The sequence below is a fragment of the Nocardioides baekrokdamisoli genome, from assembly GCF_003945325.1.
GTDB lineage: Bacteria > Actinomycetota > Actinomycetes > Propionibacteriales > Nocardioidaceae > Nocardioides > Nocardioides baekrokdamisoli.
This window is the reverse complement of sequence record NZ_AP019307.1, coordinates 451560-466066: the sequence shown is the minus strand read 5'-3', so window position 1 is coordinate 466066 and position 14507 is coordinate 451560. Positions and strand designations below refer to the sequence as shown.

Annotated in this window: 13 protein-coding genes and 1 tRNA gene; 12 read left to right on the top strand and 2 right to left on the bottom strand. The window is 65.3% G+C overall.

The window, feature by feature from the left end; all coding sequences use genetic code 11:
- The first annotated feature begins 40 nt into the window (after window positions 1–40).
- Window positions 41–814: an electron transfer flavoprotein subunit beta/FixA family protein gene (locus KCTC_RS02120; protein ID WP_231998793.1), complete on the top strand. Its 774-nt coding sequence runs from the start codon at window positions 41–43 to the stop codon at window positions 812–814.
- Between the two features lie 20 nt (window positions 815–834).
- On the top strand, window positions 835–1788 hold the full coding sequence (locus KCTC_RS02115) for an electron transfer flavoprotein subunit alpha/FixB family protein (RefSeq protein ID WP_125566329.1): 954 nt from the start codon (window positions 835–837) through the stop codon (window positions 1786–1788).
- Window positions 1789–1878: 90 nt separating this feature from the next.
- On the opposite strand, the gene KCTC_RS14605 is transcribed toward KCTC_RS02115, so the two are convergent.
- Entirely contained in the window at window positions 1879–2322 is a 444-nt protein-coding gene (locus tag KCTC_RS14605; RefSeq protein WP_164512437.1) for a hypothetical protein, read from the bottom strand.
- Here KCTC_RS14605 and KCTC_RS02110 point away from each other — a divergent pair.
- The 5 genes from KCTC_RS02110 (at window position 2312) to KCTC_RS02090 (ending at window position 6575) form a co-directional block, all read left to right on the top strand.
- Window positions 2312–4015 (top strand): phospholipase D-like domain-containing protein, encoded by a 1704-nt coding sequence (locus KCTC_RS02110; protein ID WP_164512436.1) that lies wholly within the window; start codon window positions 2312–2314, stop codon window positions 4013–4015. The genes KCTC_RS14605 and KCTC_RS02110 overlap by 11 nt on opposite strands.
- A 32-nt stretch (window positions 4016–4047) precedes the next feature.
- Window positions 4048–5292: a glutamate-5-semialdehyde dehydrogenase gene (locus tag KCTC_RS02105; protein WP_125566325.1), complete on the top strand. Its 1245-nt coding sequence runs from the start codon at window positions 4048–4050 to the stop codon at window positions 5290–5292.
- Between the two features lie 157 nt (window positions 5293–5449).
- Window positions 5450–6055, top strand: coding sequence for a nicotinate-nucleotide adenylyltransferase (gene nadD / locus KCTC_RS02100; protein ID WP_125566323.1), 606 nt, complete (start codon window positions 5450–5452; stop codon window positions 6053–6055).
- Window positions 6052–6426 (top strand): ribosome silencing factor, encoded by a 375-nt coding sequence (gene rsfS, locus KCTC_RS02095; protein WP_125566321.1) that lies wholly within the window; start codon window positions 6052–6054, stop codon window positions 6424–6426. Before nadD ends, rsfS begins: the two co-directional genes overlap by 4 nt.
- A gap of 76 nt (window positions 6427–6502) precedes the next feature.
- A tRNA-Ala gene (locus KCTC_RS02090) sits at window positions 6503–6575 on the top strand.
- 57 nt (window positions 6576–6632) lie between these two features.
- Here the strand turns inward: KCTC_RS02090 and KCTC_RS02085 are convergent.
- Window positions 6633–8717 carry a putative bifunctional diguanylate cyclase/phosphodiesterase gene (locus KCTC_RS02085; RefSeq protein WP_125566319.1) on the bottom strand — a complete coding sequence of 695 codons (2085 nt, stop codon included), beginning with the start codon at window positions 8715–8717 and terminating at the stop codon, window positions 6633–6635.
- Between the two features lie 141 nt (window positions 8718–8858).
- On the opposite strand from KCTC_RS02085, the gene KCTC_RS02080 reads away from it, so the two are divergent.
- The 5 genes from KCTC_RS02080 to KCTC_RS02060 all read left to right on the top strand — a co-directional run bounded on the left by KCTC_RS02080 (window position 8859) and on the right by KCTC_RS02060 (window position 14503).
- Window positions 8859–9764 carry a sensor domain-containing diguanylate cyclase gene (locus KCTC_RS02080; protein WP_164512435.1) on the top strand — a complete coding sequence of 302 codons (906 nt, stop codon included), beginning with the start codon at window positions 8859–8861 and terminating at the stop codon, window positions 9762–9764.
- Between the two features lie 261 nt (window positions 9765–10025).
- Window positions 10026–10373, top strand: a complete 348-nt coding sequence (locus KCTC_RS15210) for a competence type IV pilus major pilin ComGC (protein WP_125566315.1) — start codon at window positions 10026–10028, stop codon at window positions 10371–10373.
- Between the two features lie 78 nt (window positions 10374–10451).
- A complete protein-coding gene (locus tag KCTC_RS02070; protein WP_125566313.1) occupies window positions 10452–11555 on the top strand; it encodes a type IV pilus twitching motility protein PilT in 1104 nt (367 codons plus the stop codon).
- An 8-nt stretch (window positions 11556–11563) separates the two neighbouring features.
- Window positions 11564–13294: a GspE/PulE family protein gene (locus tag KCTC_RS02065; protein ID WP_125566311.1), complete on the top strand. Its 1731-nt coding sequence runs from the start codon at window positions 11564–11566 to the stop codon at window positions 13292–13294.
- 3 nt (window positions 13295–13297) lie between these two features.
- The gene (locus tag KCTC_RS02060; RefSeq protein WP_125566309.1) at window positions 13298–14503 is read left to right on the top strand and encodes a type II secretion system F family protein; all 1206 of its coding nucleotides are present in this window, start codon (window positions 13298–13300) and stop codon (window positions 14501–14503) included.
- The last annotated feature ends 4 nt before the right edge of the window (window positions 14504–14507 follow it).

Here is a 14507-nt window from a genome sequence, read left to right as displayed (position 1 = left end):
GGGGCCACTCCGGCCGACCACCATGAACATTGTTGTACTTGTGAAGTACGTGCCCGACGCGACGGCTGACCGTGCGTTCGAGGCCGACAACACCGTGGACCGTGTGAACGTCCCGGGCCTGCTGTCCGAGCTCGATGAGTACGCCGTGGAGCAGTCGCTCCAGATCAAGGAGAAGCGCGCCGACGAGGAGATCATCGTCAAGGCGCTGACCGTTGGTCCGGCTGAGGCCGAGCAGGCTGTCCGCAAGGCTCTCCAGATGGGCGCCGACGAAGGCTTCCACGTCGTGGACGACGCGATCGCCGGCTCTGACGCCGTCGCGACCTCGTTGGTCCTCGCCGAGGCGATCAAGAAGATCGGCCCCGTAGACCTCGTCGTCGGTGGCCTCGCGTCGACCGACGCCGGTCTCTCCGTGGTCCCGGCGATGCTGGCTGAGCGCCTCGGCCTCCCGCAGGTCACCCAGGCCGCGGTCGTGGAGACCCAGGGCGACCAGGTCCGCATCAAGCGCGACGGCGACGCCGCGACCGAGGTCATCGGTGGCACGCTGCCGCTCGTCCTCTCGGTGACGGACCAGTCGGGCGAAGCCCGCTACCCGTCCTTCAAGGGCATCATGGCTGCGAAGAAGAAGCCGCTCGAGACCTGGTCGCTGGCCGACCTCGGTATCGACGCTGCCTCGGTCGGTGCCGGTGCTTCCTGGACCGCGGTCGACACGATCACCGCTCGCCCGGCGAAGACCGCCGGCGAGATCGTCAAGGACGAGGACGGCTCGGGCGCCAAGGCGCTGGCCGAGTTCCTCGCGTCCAAGAAGTTCATCTGAGACCGGGAAGGGATCTGATTATGGCTGAGGTTCTCGTTCTCGTTGACCACGTCGATGGCGTCGTCAAGAAGCCCACGCTCGAGCTGCTGACCATCGCGAAGCGGCTCGGCGAGCCGTCCGCGGTCTTCATCGGCGCCGCTGACAAGGGCGCCGCTGTCGCGGACGTCGTCAAGGCGTACGGCGCAGAAAAGGTGTACGTCGTCGACGACGCCGAAATCAAGGGCTACCTGGTGGCTCCCAAGGCCGAGGCGTTGCAGCAGGTTGCTGCCGCCGCCTCGCCGGCCGCGATCCTGATCCCGGCGAACGGTGAGACCAACGAGGTTGCCGGTCGTCTGGCGATCAAGCTCGGTTCGGGTCTGCTCGTCAACGCGGTGGATGTCACTGCGGACGGTGTGACCACCCAGAGCGTCTTCGCGGGCAACTTCACCGTGACCGCGAAGGTCTCCACGGGCACGCCGATCATCACGGTCAAGCCGAACTCGGCTGCTCCGGTGGAGTCGGCTGGCGCTGGCACCGTGACCCCGGTCGCTGTGACGATCTCGGATGCCGCCAAGACCGCTCAGATCGTGGCTTCGCAGCCGCGTCAGGCGACCGGTCGCCCCGAACTCACCGAGGCCGCCATCGTGGTTTCCGGTGGTCGTGGGACCGGCGGTGACTTCACTGCGGTCGAGGCCCTGGCCGACGAGCTCGGTGCCGCTGTCGGCGCTTCTCGTGCCGCGGTCGACTCGGGCTGGAAGCCGCACACGTTCCAGGTCGGTCAGACCGGCAAGACGGTGTCGCCGCAGCTCTACGTCGCGAACGGCATCTCTGGTGCGATCCAGCACCGTGCCGGCATGCAGACCTCGAAGACCATCGTGGCCGTCAACAAGGACGAAGAGGCCCCGATGTTCGAGCTGGTCGACTTCGGTGTCGTCGGCGACCTGCACACGGTCCTCCCGGCTCTCGTCGAGGAGATCAAGCGCCGCAAGGCCTGACGAGTTCTGACAAAGGGAGCGTCGTCACCATGTGACGACGCTCCCTTTGTGCTTAATTAGACATTTCGCTGGTGACATCTGGTGAAATGTTCAGCAGGTCTGGCCAATTCGGGGGAGTCGGACCGCCACACTGAGGTCGGGGAGCGCAGTGAGTTTGAAGAAGTACGGGCGGGGCGCGTTGGCTGCAGTTGCGACGGTCACTCTCACTCTGTTGGTCGGTCTGCTTCCGTTTGAAACCGCTGCACTCGGTGCGGGTTCGAGCACGCCGACCGCAACGAGCACCAGCACGGCGACGGCCACTGGCACGCCCACGGCGACGTCCACCAGCAGTTCGACACCGGCCGTCACGCCGTCGACGACGGTCGTGCTGCCCAACGCCGCAGCCGCGAACATCTTCGGGTCGCCGGGCCAGACAACGGTCGTCAACGTGCTACGGGCCTCGACCTGCGGTGGCAACAGCACGCCGCCTTGCGCGTACTCCGCGCTCAAGCGACTGGCAGTCGGTGCGCCGTCGGTGAGCGGCGTGACCGCCACTTCTCTGAACAACGGCAGCGTCAGCATCGCGGTGGGTGCGAGCGTCGCCCCGGGGACCGCCGTCACCGTGGCCTACCGGATCTGGGACCAGAACGGTTCTTCGTCGAACACGATCACCATCACCGTCGGTCATGCGCCCGTCACGCCGAACATCGGCAAGTCGGTCTGGACCGGTCACTCCCTCACGTTCAACCTGCTCTCGACCGCCAAGTGCGACGACCTCACGTCCCCGTGCCCCGCATCGGCGCTGTCGCACATCTTCATCGGTGGTGACCAGTACAACCCGGGCATCAAGGCGACTGTGACGTCCGCGGGGATGGTCACCATCTCGGTCGACGCGCACCAGTACCCGTTCGCCCGGGCACACATCCCGTACGTCCTGGTGGACAAGTACGGCAGGTCCACGGGTCTGCTGGTCGTGTCGCTTCTGGACTCGTACAACCCGACGTCCAAGGTCATCTTCAACAACCCGCTGGGGAACTCCCGCCAGCAGCAGACGATCAATCAGGAGATCATCGACCTCACCAACCACGCCCCCAAGGGTGCGACGATCGAGATGATCTCGTACACCGTGGACGGTCAGGATCTGACGTACGCGCTGGTCAACGCCTTCAAGCGTGGGGTCAACGTCCGGGTGCTCCAGGGGCAGGGAATCGTCAGCGGCAACGTTCCGTACCTGCAGCAGAACCTGGGTACGAACCCCGCAGCGAACAGCTTCTATCGGATCTGCAAGGCCGCCTGCCGTTCGGCAGCCACGGGCGTCCCGCACACGAAGGTCTTCGCGGTGACGACTGCTGGACGCGGGACCAACGTCGTGGTCGCAGCGTCCTCGAACTACAGCTGGGGCGGCGCAGCGTTCCAGTGGTTCGACGGGTACGAGATGGTCAACAACGCTGCCGCGTACGCGGGCTTCGACCACATCTTCCAGGAGTCCCGCGGCGACCGGAGACCGACTGACTGGACGGGGCTCAACTACGCGGTGAGTGGGAGCATCCTCTACACCTACCCGCGGATCATCACGACGCTCTCGCAGATGGCGGGTCCGACCACACCGCCGTGCAGTGCCACGGTCACGACCAAGTGCTACCGAGTGGCGCCGCTGCTCGCAGGGTCGGCCAACGACTGGCTCGAGCAGGCGCTGTCTCAAGTCGGATGCAACGCTTCCACCGGCTACGGCAAGAACGGGCGCACCCTCGTCCGCGTCTCGATCAGGGCGCTCCAGGGCGCACGTGGGTACGACGTCGCGCACATGCTCGGGTTGCTCGCGAAGGCCGGTTGCGACGTCCGGGTGATCACCACCCAACCGAGCACGGACGCGGTCAACGCGCTGCAGTCGGCCGGGATCTGGGTCGGTGACCAGACCTGGCGCTGGAAGTACCAGGTCTGCTCGACCGACGACACCACGGGCTACACGGTCAAGACCTACTGCTGGGTGCCCGGCCTCTACACCCACATGCACGCGCTCGCGGTCAGCGGCAACTTCAACGGCAAGCAGGAGAACCTGGTGTGGACCGGCTCGGAGAGCTGGGCCACGGATGCGTACTACAACGACGAGCAGGTCGTCCGGCTCTCGGGCACCGGCTACTTCAACAGCTTCCAGAGCGTCTTCAACTACAACTGGGCGCACTACACGCATCCGTTCGGGCAGCGACCGCAGGGTGACCCGCCGTACGCACCCGTGACCTACCCCTAGGGTCCGTCCGCGTACGTCCGTAGGCTGGTGTCATGACATCGTCGGTCACCACGCTTGCTCGTCGCGCCCGGGAGGCGTCGTACGAGATCTCCCTGGCCTCGCGCGCGACCAAGGACGCTGCGCTGCATGCGATGGCGGACGCGCTGCTCGCCCACGAGCCGGCGCTGCTCGAGGCGAATGCTGAGGACGTGTCCCGTGCGGAGGCCAACGGCACCCCGCCCAACGTCATCGATCGGCTCCGACTGACCGGCCCCCGCCTGGTGGACATGGCTGACGGGTTGCGGATGGTCGCGGGCCTGCCTGACCCGGTGGGCGAGGTCGTACGCGGCTCGACCCTGGCGAACGGGCTGGAACTGCGCCAGGTGCGGGTCCCGTTCGGTGTCATCGGGATCATCTATGAGGCCCGCCCGAATGTGACCGCTGACGCGGCCGGCATCTGCCTGAAGTCCGGCAACGCGGTGCTGTTGCGCGGCTCCTCCTCGGCTGCCGTCTCCAACGCCGCGATCGTGGATGTCCTGCGCGTCGCTGCCGCGAGCGTCGGTCTGCCCGAGGACGTCATCCAGCTCGTCCCCGCGGACTCGCGCGAGACCGTCAAGGAACTCATGACCGCTCGCGGGCTCGTCGACGTCCTGATCCCGCGCGGCGGCGCAGATCTGATCCGTAGCGTCGTCGAGGGCTCGACCGTGCCGGTGATCGAGACCGGGGTCGGCAACTGCCACGTGTACGTCGACGCGGCCGCGGATCTTGAGAAGGCGTACGCGATCGTGCTCAATGCCAAGACCCAGCGGAACTCGGTGTGCAACGCAGCCGAGTCCCTGCTGGTCCACGAATCGGTGGCGGGCACCTTCCTGCCGAAGATCATCGCCGGTCTCCAGGAGTCGGGCGTCACGGTTCACGGCGATGTCGCCTTCCGGGCTTTCGACGGTGTCGTCGAGGCGACCGAGGACGACTACGCCGTGGAGTACCTGGCTGCTGACATCTCGGCTGCGGTGGTCCCGGACATCGACGCCGCCATCGCGCACATCCGGCGGTACTCCAGCGGACACACCGAGGCGATCGTGACCGAGGACCAGCGGGCCGCTCGTCGTTTCGCGGCCGCCGTCGACTCGGCCGCGGTGATGATCAACGCCTCGACCCGCTTCACTGATGGCGGCGAGTTCGGTTTTGGTGCCGAGATCGGCATCTCGACCCAGAAGTTGCACGCCCGCGGGCCGATGGGGCTACCGGAGATGACCAGCACCAAGTTCGTGATCACAGGCGACGGGCACGTGCGCTAAGGCGTACGCCTCGGGTCCGCTAGGCTGCACCCATGCTTTCGCAGGACATCTTCCTCGCCGTCCAGAGCCCGGTCGGCATCGTTGCTCTCGGCATCTTCGTGCTCATGGTGCTGGGCCTGGTGCTCTTCGCCGGTGGCCGCGAGCACTCCTGAGTCGTATGCCCCAGCGGATCGGGGTCATGGGCGGGACCTTCGACCCGATCCACAACGGCCACCTGGTGGCCGCGTCCGAGGTTCAGTCCAAGTTCGGGCTGGATCTCGTCGTCTTCGTCCCGACTGGCGAGCCGTGGCAGAAGCGCGGGCGTACGGTCTCTGCGGCTGAGGACCGGTATCTGATGACGGTCATCGCGACCGCCGCCAACCCCCGCTTCGAAGTCAGTCGCGTCGACATCGACCGCGACGGCGCCACGTACGCGATCGACACTCTTCACGACCTTCGGGCCGACTATCCCGACGCCGAGTTGTTCTTCATCACCGGCATGGACGCGTTGGCCAAGATCTTCACCTGGCGTGACGTCGAGGACCTGTTCGAGTTGGCGCATTTCATCGGTTGCACCCGACCTGGGTACGTCCTCGATGAGGCGGAACTCGCGCGCTTCCCGCAAAATCGGATCAGCATTCTTGAGATTCCCGCTCTGGCGATCTCTTCCAGTGACTGTCGCGCCCGCAAGCTGCGTGGCGAACCCGTCTGGTACCTGGTGCCGGACGGCGTTGTTCAGTACATCTCCAAGCACAACCTCTACACCGAGAAGGTGGATTCGTGACCGCAAACGAGCACTCGCTCCAACTCATCGAGGTGGCCGCACGTGCCGCCTCGAACAAGTTGGCGACCCAGATCCTGGCGTTCGACGTCAGCGAGCAGCTGGCGATCACCGACGCCTTCCTGTTGGCATCAGCCAGCAACGAGCGTCAGGTCTCCTCCATCGTCGACGAGATCGAGGACAAGCTGCGCGAGGTCGGTGTCAAGCCGATCCGCCGTGAAGGCGCCCGCGAGGGACGTTGGGTGCTCCTGGACTACGGCGACATCGTGGTGCATGTGCAGCACGAGGAGGAGCGTCAGTTCTACGCGCTCGAGCGGTTGTGGCGGGACTGCCCGGCGATCACGCTGCCGGATGACGTGACACCCGGCCGCTGATTTCACTGGTACGGGAGGGCTCCGCTAAGGTTTCTTCTCGTTGCCCGGGGCCTGATCATTCCGGGACAACACCAGCGGGGGTGTGGCGCAGCTGGTAGCGCACCTGCATGGCATGCAGGGGGTCAGGGGTTCGAGTCCCCTCACCTCCACCGGCGAGATCGCCGGTCAGGACACTGTTCCTGGCCGGCGATTTCTGTTTTCCGACGTCAGATCAGTTGGGGCATGAGAAGCGGAGCGGCCGCTGCCTCTGCCGCCGAAACGCCTTCGCTGTAGCGGAATCCCTGGACCTGATCGCAGCCGTGTTCACGCAGGTACGTCTCCTGCTCGGCGGTCTCCACGCCTTCGGCCACGACCTCCATGTTCAGCGCATGCGCGATCGCGATGATCGCGTCGACGACAGGGCCCGCATCGGGGTCGACGCCGATCGGTTCGATGAAGAACCGGTCGATCTTGATCTTGTCGACCGGGAACCGGGTCAGGTACGCCAGGCTCGAATAGCCGCGGCCGAAGTCGTCGACGACGACCTTGATGCCTTCCTCGCGCAGCGCCTTGAGTGCCTCGATGACGTCACGCTGGTCCTCCAACAGGATGCCTTCGGTGATCTCCAGAGCGAGCTGGGACGGCTGGAGGCCGGCGTCGTTGAGGGCGGCGAGGATCTGGGCGAGCCAGTTGCGTCCGCGCAGTTGGCGGGGAGACATGTTGACCGCGACCTGGAGCGGGATGCCGAGTTGGTGCTGCAGCCGGACGATGTCCTTGCTGGCCTGGCGGACTACCCATTCACCCAGGGTCAGGATCAGCCCACTGTCCTCGGCCACCGGGATGAATCGGTCGGGGGAGACCAGACCGAAGGTGGGGCTCTTCCAGCGGGCGAGCGCCTCGAACCCGGTGAGGCAGCCGTCGTGCAGGCTGTACTGTGGCTGGTAGACGACGAAGAGTTCTCCGTCGCCCAGTGCCTGGCGAAGCGCCCCGGAGAGTTCCAGTTTCTCGTTGAACTCCTCGACCATCGAGTCGTCGAACCATTGCAGCGTGTCGCGTCCGGAAGCCTTCGCCCGGTACATCGCAGCGTCCGCGTGCCGCAGCAGGGTCGCCGCCGAGCGACCGTCGATCGGGAAGGTCGCGCCGCCGACGCTGGCGGTCACCGCCATCTCGTACCCGCGCACAGTGATGGGCGCGAGCAGTAACCCCCGCAGGCTCGCCAGTCGCAGGGAGAGATCTACGTCGGGTGCCAGGCCGGTCAACACGATCACGAACTCGTCGCCGCCCAGTCGCGCGACGATGTCGTCGGCGCGTACCCACCGCATCAGACGTTGGGCCACCTGTTGCAGAAGATCGTCGCCGACATCGTGGCCGAGGGTGTCATTGACACGTTTGAAGTGGTCGAGGTCGAGAAGGAGGAGGGCGGCCTGGGTCCCGTCGTACGTGGCCTGCTCGAGGATCCGGTTGAGCTGGCTGAGCAGCTCCAGACGGTTGGGAAGGTCGGTGAGCGGGTCGTGCCGGAGCATGTGCTGGACCCGTTCGCGACTCTGGATGCGCTGCGTGATGTCGTACGCAACGGCGAGGTAGCCGCGTTCGTCACCCTGCTCATCGCGGAGGATCACGACCTCCTCGTCCACGGGCAGCGTCTCGCCGTCGCGTCGTCGATAGACGCGTTCGGCAGGGTGCGCGATGTCCGTGGCGGCCGCTGTGCCGCTTACCGAACGTCGTCGCTCGATCCCGTCGACCTCACTGAGGTTGCGGCCGACGAGCTCGCCCGGCCCGTAGCCGAGCATCCTCTCCGTCGCCGGGTTCGCAGACAGGATCAGGCCGTCCTGGTCGGTCGCGATGACCGACATCGGGAGCGTCGTCAGGATGCTGCGTACCAGTGCCGCCCGGCGGCTGTCCTCGGCAGCGGTCTGCTCGTAGAGCCGCTCGGTGATGTCGATGATGGAGGCAAGTACGTGCGTCTCGCCGGCGATCAGGATCGGGTTCAGGCCGATCTCGACCGGGATCGCGCTGCCGTCCTTGCGTACACCGTGGAGATCGCGGCCGGCGCCCATCCCGCGGCGCTGCGGTTCGTCGAAAAAGCGGTCCCGGAGCTCGGCGTGGTGACCGCGGCTGGCGGCCGGCACCAGGTCGTCGACCTTCAGGACGAGCAACTCGTGGGAGGTGTAGCCGAAGGAACGGCATGCTTCGGCGTTGGCCACCACGATCTCGCCGCGGGAGTTGGCCACCAGCATGGCGTTGGGAGCAGCCTCCATCACCAGTTGGAGCTGCTCGAGTGCCTCGACTGATGTGGGGGCTCGGTCCGTCACTGGCCCATCATGGCCTCATCCTGTGGCGCGGGTCATCAACCTTTCGTCCGAATTCGGGTGGGCGCGGATATCCGTAAGGAGGAGGCGGGGTGCATGGGGTTCGGCCATGCTGGTCCCGTTCGTCAATCGTGGAGGTGGACCGTGGCGTTGTCGTGGGAGGAGCGGGCCCTGCGCGTACGCGGCGGAGACGCCGACCTCGCGGCCGCGCCTGTCGACATCGACGGCGCCACGTACCGCGCGATGTTCGAGGCGATCTTCCGCCACACCGCCGACAGTGTGGTGCTCTGTCACACGACGACCGGCGTCTATTACGAGGTCAGTGACCTGTACTGCGACCTCACGGGCTACTCCCGCTCGGAGCTGCTGGGCCAGACCTCCGTGACCCTGCGTCTGGTGGACCCCGAAGGGGTACGACTGCGGGTCGAGATGGACGGGGTCGCTCGCCTGCACGGGTTGTATGAGAACCGGTTGACCCGCAAGGACGGGACCCGGCGGTGGGTCGAGTTCAGCCACCAGGAGGTCGGACCGGACCTCACCCTGGTGATCATTCGCGACATCACGGCCGTCAAGGAGATGGAGGAATCCCTCCGAGAGATGGCCTCGATGGATGCGTTGACGCACGTGCTCAACAGCACCAACTTCCGCGAGCGGGCCGAGACGATGCTGGTGCAGTGGCCTGATGCGCTGCTGGTCGTGGCGGACCTCGACGGACTCAAGATCATCAACGACACCTGGGGACATGCCGTAGGAGACGAGGCGATCGTGGCGATCGCAAACGAGTTGGTGGCTGCGGTTGGTCAGGGTGGATTGGTCGGGCGCCTGGGCGGTGACGAGTTCGCCGCACTCCTGACCGGGTCGACCGAGGACCCTGCCTTCACCCTGCGCCGCGTCCGGAATGCGCTGGCCGGCATCCGGCTCGAGACGATCGATGCGACGGTCTCGGCGTCCATCGGCGTCGCCAGCGGCAAGCTTGCGTACGCCGCCCTGGAGCAGGCCGCGGACGCGGCCATGTACGAGGGCAAGAGGTTCCGACCGCACGGTCGGTGACCAACGGCGTCGCTGGGTCCGGCACTGTCAGACGACCGACGCGAGCAGATCGCGCTGGATCCCCTCTTCGGGGGAGTCAAAACTCGTACAAAGCGACCTGCCCCCGGTGTTAACTCCGAATAAGACCAGATTCGTTCCTCAGGAGCGGCTCAGGCGGCGGAGTGGCTCGGCACCCTCTGCCTCAGACACTCCTTGTGAGTCTCTCGTCGGACATCGCAGCGGCTCGGGACCTGCTCCACACAAATAGTGAAGGAACTTCCCATGCGCCGCTCCGCTCTTCGTCGCACCGCCGACGCCGGCTTCACCCTCATCGAACTTCTCATCGTCATCGTGATCCTCGGCATCCTTGCCGCGATCGTCGTGTTGTCGGTCTCCGGGATCACCAAGACCGGCCACGCGGCTGCCTGCAAGTCTGACGTCGAGACCGTGACCACCGCGTCCGAGGCGTACTACGCGCAGAACCAGGGGTATGCGGCTGACATTCCTGCCTTGGTGACTGCCGGCTTCCTGCACTCGGCGCCGGTCACCACCAACGGATACACCGTCAACTACAACAGCACCACCGGTGCGGTCACTTCGACTCCCGTGTGCTCGACGATCTCCAACTGACGTCTGTCGACGCGAGGGGTCGTGACGAATGGCCCTCTCGCGTCTCTGATTCAGATCTCTCCCTGGAAGGCAGACACCATGCACGAAACGCCGCGCTCCATCGGGAGCCGGATCGACTCCCTTCTGGAATCGCTATGGAACCAAGGGGGTACGGACCTACATCTGACTGTCGGCCTGCCGCCGATGCTGCGTGTACGCGGCGAGTTGGTGCCGATCCCCGACGCGAGTGCGCTGACGGTCCGCGACACAGAGACGCTCATCGAGGAGGTCCTCAGCGACGAGCAGAAGCAGGTGTGGGCAGGGGCGTACGAGTACGACTTCTCGTTCTCATGGCGCGATCAGGCTCGGATCCGGGGGAACGCCTTCATGCAGCGCAGCGCCGCTGCCCTGGCTCTGCGGATGATTCCTCGGGCGATCCCGACCCCCGACGAACTCGGCATCCCGCAAGTCATCCGGAACCTTGCCCTCAGACATCAGGGTCTCATCCTCGTCACCGGTCCGACAGGTTCCGGCAAGTCGACCACGCTTGCTTCGCTGATCGATCTGATCAACCAGAACCGCGGGTGCCACATCGTCACGATCGAGGACCCGATCGAGTACGTCCACGATCACAAGAAGGCGGCGGTCAATCAGCGCGAGGTCGGTATTGACACCGAGTCGTTCCACAACGCATTGCGCTCGGTCCTGCGTGAGGACCCCGACGTCTTGCTGGTCGGGGAGATGCGGGACCCCGAGTCGATCCAGTTCGCCCTGACGGCGGCCGAGACCGGACACCTGGTGTTCGCGACGTTGCACACGAACGACACCGCTCAATCGGTGGCCCGCATGATCGACGTGTTTCCCGCTGAGCAGCAGGACCAGGTTCGAGTGCAGTTGGCGGCCGCGTTGTCAGGCGTGGTCTACCAGCGCCTGATCCCGCAGATCGGCGCAGGCCTGGTAGCTGCGTACGAGGTCCTGGTCGCGACTGCTCCGGTCAGGAACCTGATCAAGGAGGGCAAGACGCATCAGTTGCGGAACTGTGTCCTGACCGGCGGTCAGGACGGAATGGTGACGTTGGAGCAGTCGCTGTCGGTGCTGCTCCAAGCTGGAAAGATCTCGCCCGAGGACGCAGCGGCTCGGAGCCTCTACCCGAAGGATCTTGAGTCCTCGGCGCGGTCGTTCCTTGCGAGCGTGATGGGCTGAGTCCACACATGTTCAAACGTCGCAGGAGCGACCCCACTCCGGTCACCAACGAGGCGGCCGAGGCCGATCGACGCCTCGGTGACCTGCTGGTCCGTCAGGGCCTGATCTCGTCCGAACTGCTCGAGCAGGAACTGCTGATCGAGAGCGCCAAGCCGCTCGACGAGAGGCTCGTGGCTCGTCATGCGGTCGATGAGGAGTCGTTGGCGGCTGTTCTGGCGAAGGAATTCGACGCCAGCAGGCAAGACTTTCGAACGATCTCGCCTGAGCCGGATGCCACCGCTCTCCTGACGGTCCGTCGAGCCCGCACGCTGCGGGCCGTCCCCTTGTTCCTCAAGGACGACGGTGTCGTGGTCGCCGTCGTCGACCCAGCCCCCGAGCACATCGCGATGATTTCGGAGGCCGTCGGTCGACCGGTGACGGCGGTCGTGGGTACCCAGCGCGACCTGGAATACGCACTCGACATCTCGTACCGAGCGACCCAGGAGGTCAACAGTCAGGTCCACGAGTTCGAGGTGGCGGATGCTCTGCGCCGCGAGACCGCGCGGATGCAGAACCTTGAGGTCAACGAGGACGCGCCAGTCGTCAAGGTCGTGCAGTCGATCATCACCCAGGCGCTGCGCGATCGAGCCTCGGACATTCACATCGAGCCGTCGGGTGAACGGGTTCGGGTTCGTTATCGGATCGACGGCGCTCTGTCCGACATCCTCGACCTGCCTACCTCGATCGGTCCCGGATTGGTCAGTCGGGTCAAGATCCTGGCGAACATGAACATCGTCGAACGGCGTCGGCCGCAGGACGGTCAGATCTCGACCACGATCGAGGGCCGGGAGGTCGACATCCGAGTCTCGGCCGCCCCGGTGGTGGGCGGCGAGAAGGTCGTGATGCGGGTCCTGGACAAGAGTCGCCCGCTGTACGACCTGCCCAAGCTCGGTATGCCCGGGGACATGGCGGATCGATTCCGGATGCTGCTGCATTCCCCGTACGGCATGGTGATCTGCGCGGGCCCGACCGGGGCGGGCAAGACCACAACGCTGTACGCGTCGCTGGGCGAGCTGAACAGCCCGGAACGCAACCTCATGACGATCGAGGATCCGGTGGAATACACCTTCGACTCGATCAATCAGATTCAGATCAATGAACAGGCGGGGGTCACCTTCGCGAACGGGCTCCGCAGCATCCTGCGCCAGGACCCGGACGTCATCCTCGTCGGCGAGGTCCGCGATGTGGAGACCGCGCGGATCGCTGTGCAGTCAGCGTTGACAGGGCACTTCGTTCTCTCCTCACTGCACGCGACCGAGGCTGTCTCTGCGGTGCACCGGCTGCTCGACATGGGGATCGAGCCATTCCTGATCGCGTCGTCCGTGACCGCGGTGGTCGCCCAGCGATTGATGCGGCGCTCGTGCCGGTCGTGCCTGGAGTCGTACACGCCGACGCCTGAGGAGATGACGTTCCTCGAGTCGTTCGGGGGTCGGGAGCCGGCACGTGGGTTCGAACGGGGGACCGGCTGCAACTTCTGTGCGCACACGGGCTACATGGACCGTGTCGGCGTCTACGAGTTGCTTCCCGTCAGCCAGCCGATCCGCGATCTCATTCTTGACCGCGCTCCCCACGACAAGATGCGTGAAGTGGCTCGAGCGGAAGGGATGCGGACCCTGCAGGAGCAAGCGATTCGGCTCGTGGAGAGCGGAGTCACCACGGCGGCAGAAGTGATGCGGACGATCTACATGGTGGCGGTGTAAAGCATGACGAAATTCGCATATGCCGGCGTGACCGTCGAGGGCGATCAGGTCCAGGGAACCCAACGAGGGTCGACCCTCAGCGACGTGCAACTGGCGCTCTACGACCAAGGTCTGCGCGATCTGCAGGTGACCGAGAAGAAGAACATCCTGCAGTACGAGATCTCGGGACCGCGGATCAAGTTGGCCGATGTGATGCATCTGTCGCGGCAGATGGCGGCATTCCTCAATGCCGGTCTGCCGATCCTGGACGCCGTCAAGACGATCGGTGCCGAGACCGACAACTCCTCCGTGCGGCGGATGATGGCCGAGATCGAGGAGGGGCTGCGTACCGGTGAGCGATTCGCTGACTGCCTTGACGCCCATCCCAAGGCCTTCCCTCCCTTCTACCGTGGCATCGTCCGCTCCGCCGAGCTGACAGGTGAACTCGACACCGTGCTCAAGAGACTGGCGATCTATCTGGAACGGGATCTGGAAGCGCGTCGGAAGATCAAGGCCGCATCGATCTATCCGGCGGTGATCGCCGCCATGTCGGTGGTCACGGTGTTGGTGCTCGCGATCTACGTGCTCCCCAAGTTCAAGTCCTTCTTCGCGAGCCTCGATGCGAAGTTGCCGCTGCCGACCCGCATGCTCCTGTGGTTCACCGACTTCATCAGTGCCTGGTGGCCGGCGGTCGTGGGTGGTGCTGTGCTGATTGTTGTCGGCTACATCCTCATCGGGCGGTTCGACAAGACTCGCTATCACCGCGACAAGTTCTGGCTCAGTGTGCCGATCGTGGGTGACACCATTCAGTACGCCCTTGTCGAACGCTTCTGCCGGGTGCTGGCGTCGATGGTGGGCGCCGGAGTCAACCTGCCGGAGGCCCTCCGGGTCGCCACTGATTCGCTGCGCAACCTGGTGTACATCCGCGGTCTGGATGGTGTCAGCGAAGCGATGTTGGAGGGCCAAGGCCTCGCAACTCCGCTCGCGCGGACGAAACTCTTCCCCGGCACGGCCACTCAGATGTTGCGTGTCGGCGAGGAGACGGGATCCCTCGATACACAGCTCGAGGTGACCGCCGAGTACTACGAGGTCGAGCTCGACTACAAGATCAAGCGTCTGACGTCGCTCTTCGAGCCTGCGGTGATCATCTTCATGGGTCTGATCGTCGGCTTCGTCGCCGTTGCCCTCGTCTCCGCGATGTACGGGGTCTTCAATCAGGTGAAGGTGTGATGGC

Excerpts from the sequence above, each read along its gene's own strand:
- KCTC_RS02060 (WP_125566309.1), top strand. The coding sequence starts at position 13,298 with ATGACGAAATTCGCATATGCCGGCGTGACCGTCGAGGGCGATCAGGTC.
- KCTC_RS02065 (WP_125566311.1), top strand. The coding sequence starts at position 11,564 with ATGTTCAAACGTCGCAGGAGCGACCCCACTCCGGTCACCAACGAGGCG.
- nadD (WP_125566323.1), top strand. The coding sequence starts at position 5,450 with ATGCCCCAGCGGATCGGGGTCATGGGCGGGACCTTCGACCCGATCCAC.
- KCTC_RS02115 (WP_125566329.1), top strand. The coding sequence starts at position 835 with ATGGCTGAGGTTCTCGTTCTCGTTGACCACGTCGATGGCGTCGTCAAG.
- KCTC_RS15210 (WP_125566315.1), top strand. The coding sequence starts at position 10,026 with ATGCGCCGCTCCGCTCTTCGTCGCACCGCCGACGCCGGCTTCACCCTC.
- KCTC_RS02105 (WP_125566325.1), top strand. The coding sequence starts at position 4,048 with ATGACATCGTCGGTCACCACGCTTGCTCGTCGCGCCCGGGAGGCGTCG.
- KCTC_RS02070 (WP_125566313.1), top strand. The coding sequence starts at position 10,452 with ATGCACGAAACGCCGCGCTCCATCGGGAGCCGGATCGACTCCCTTCTG.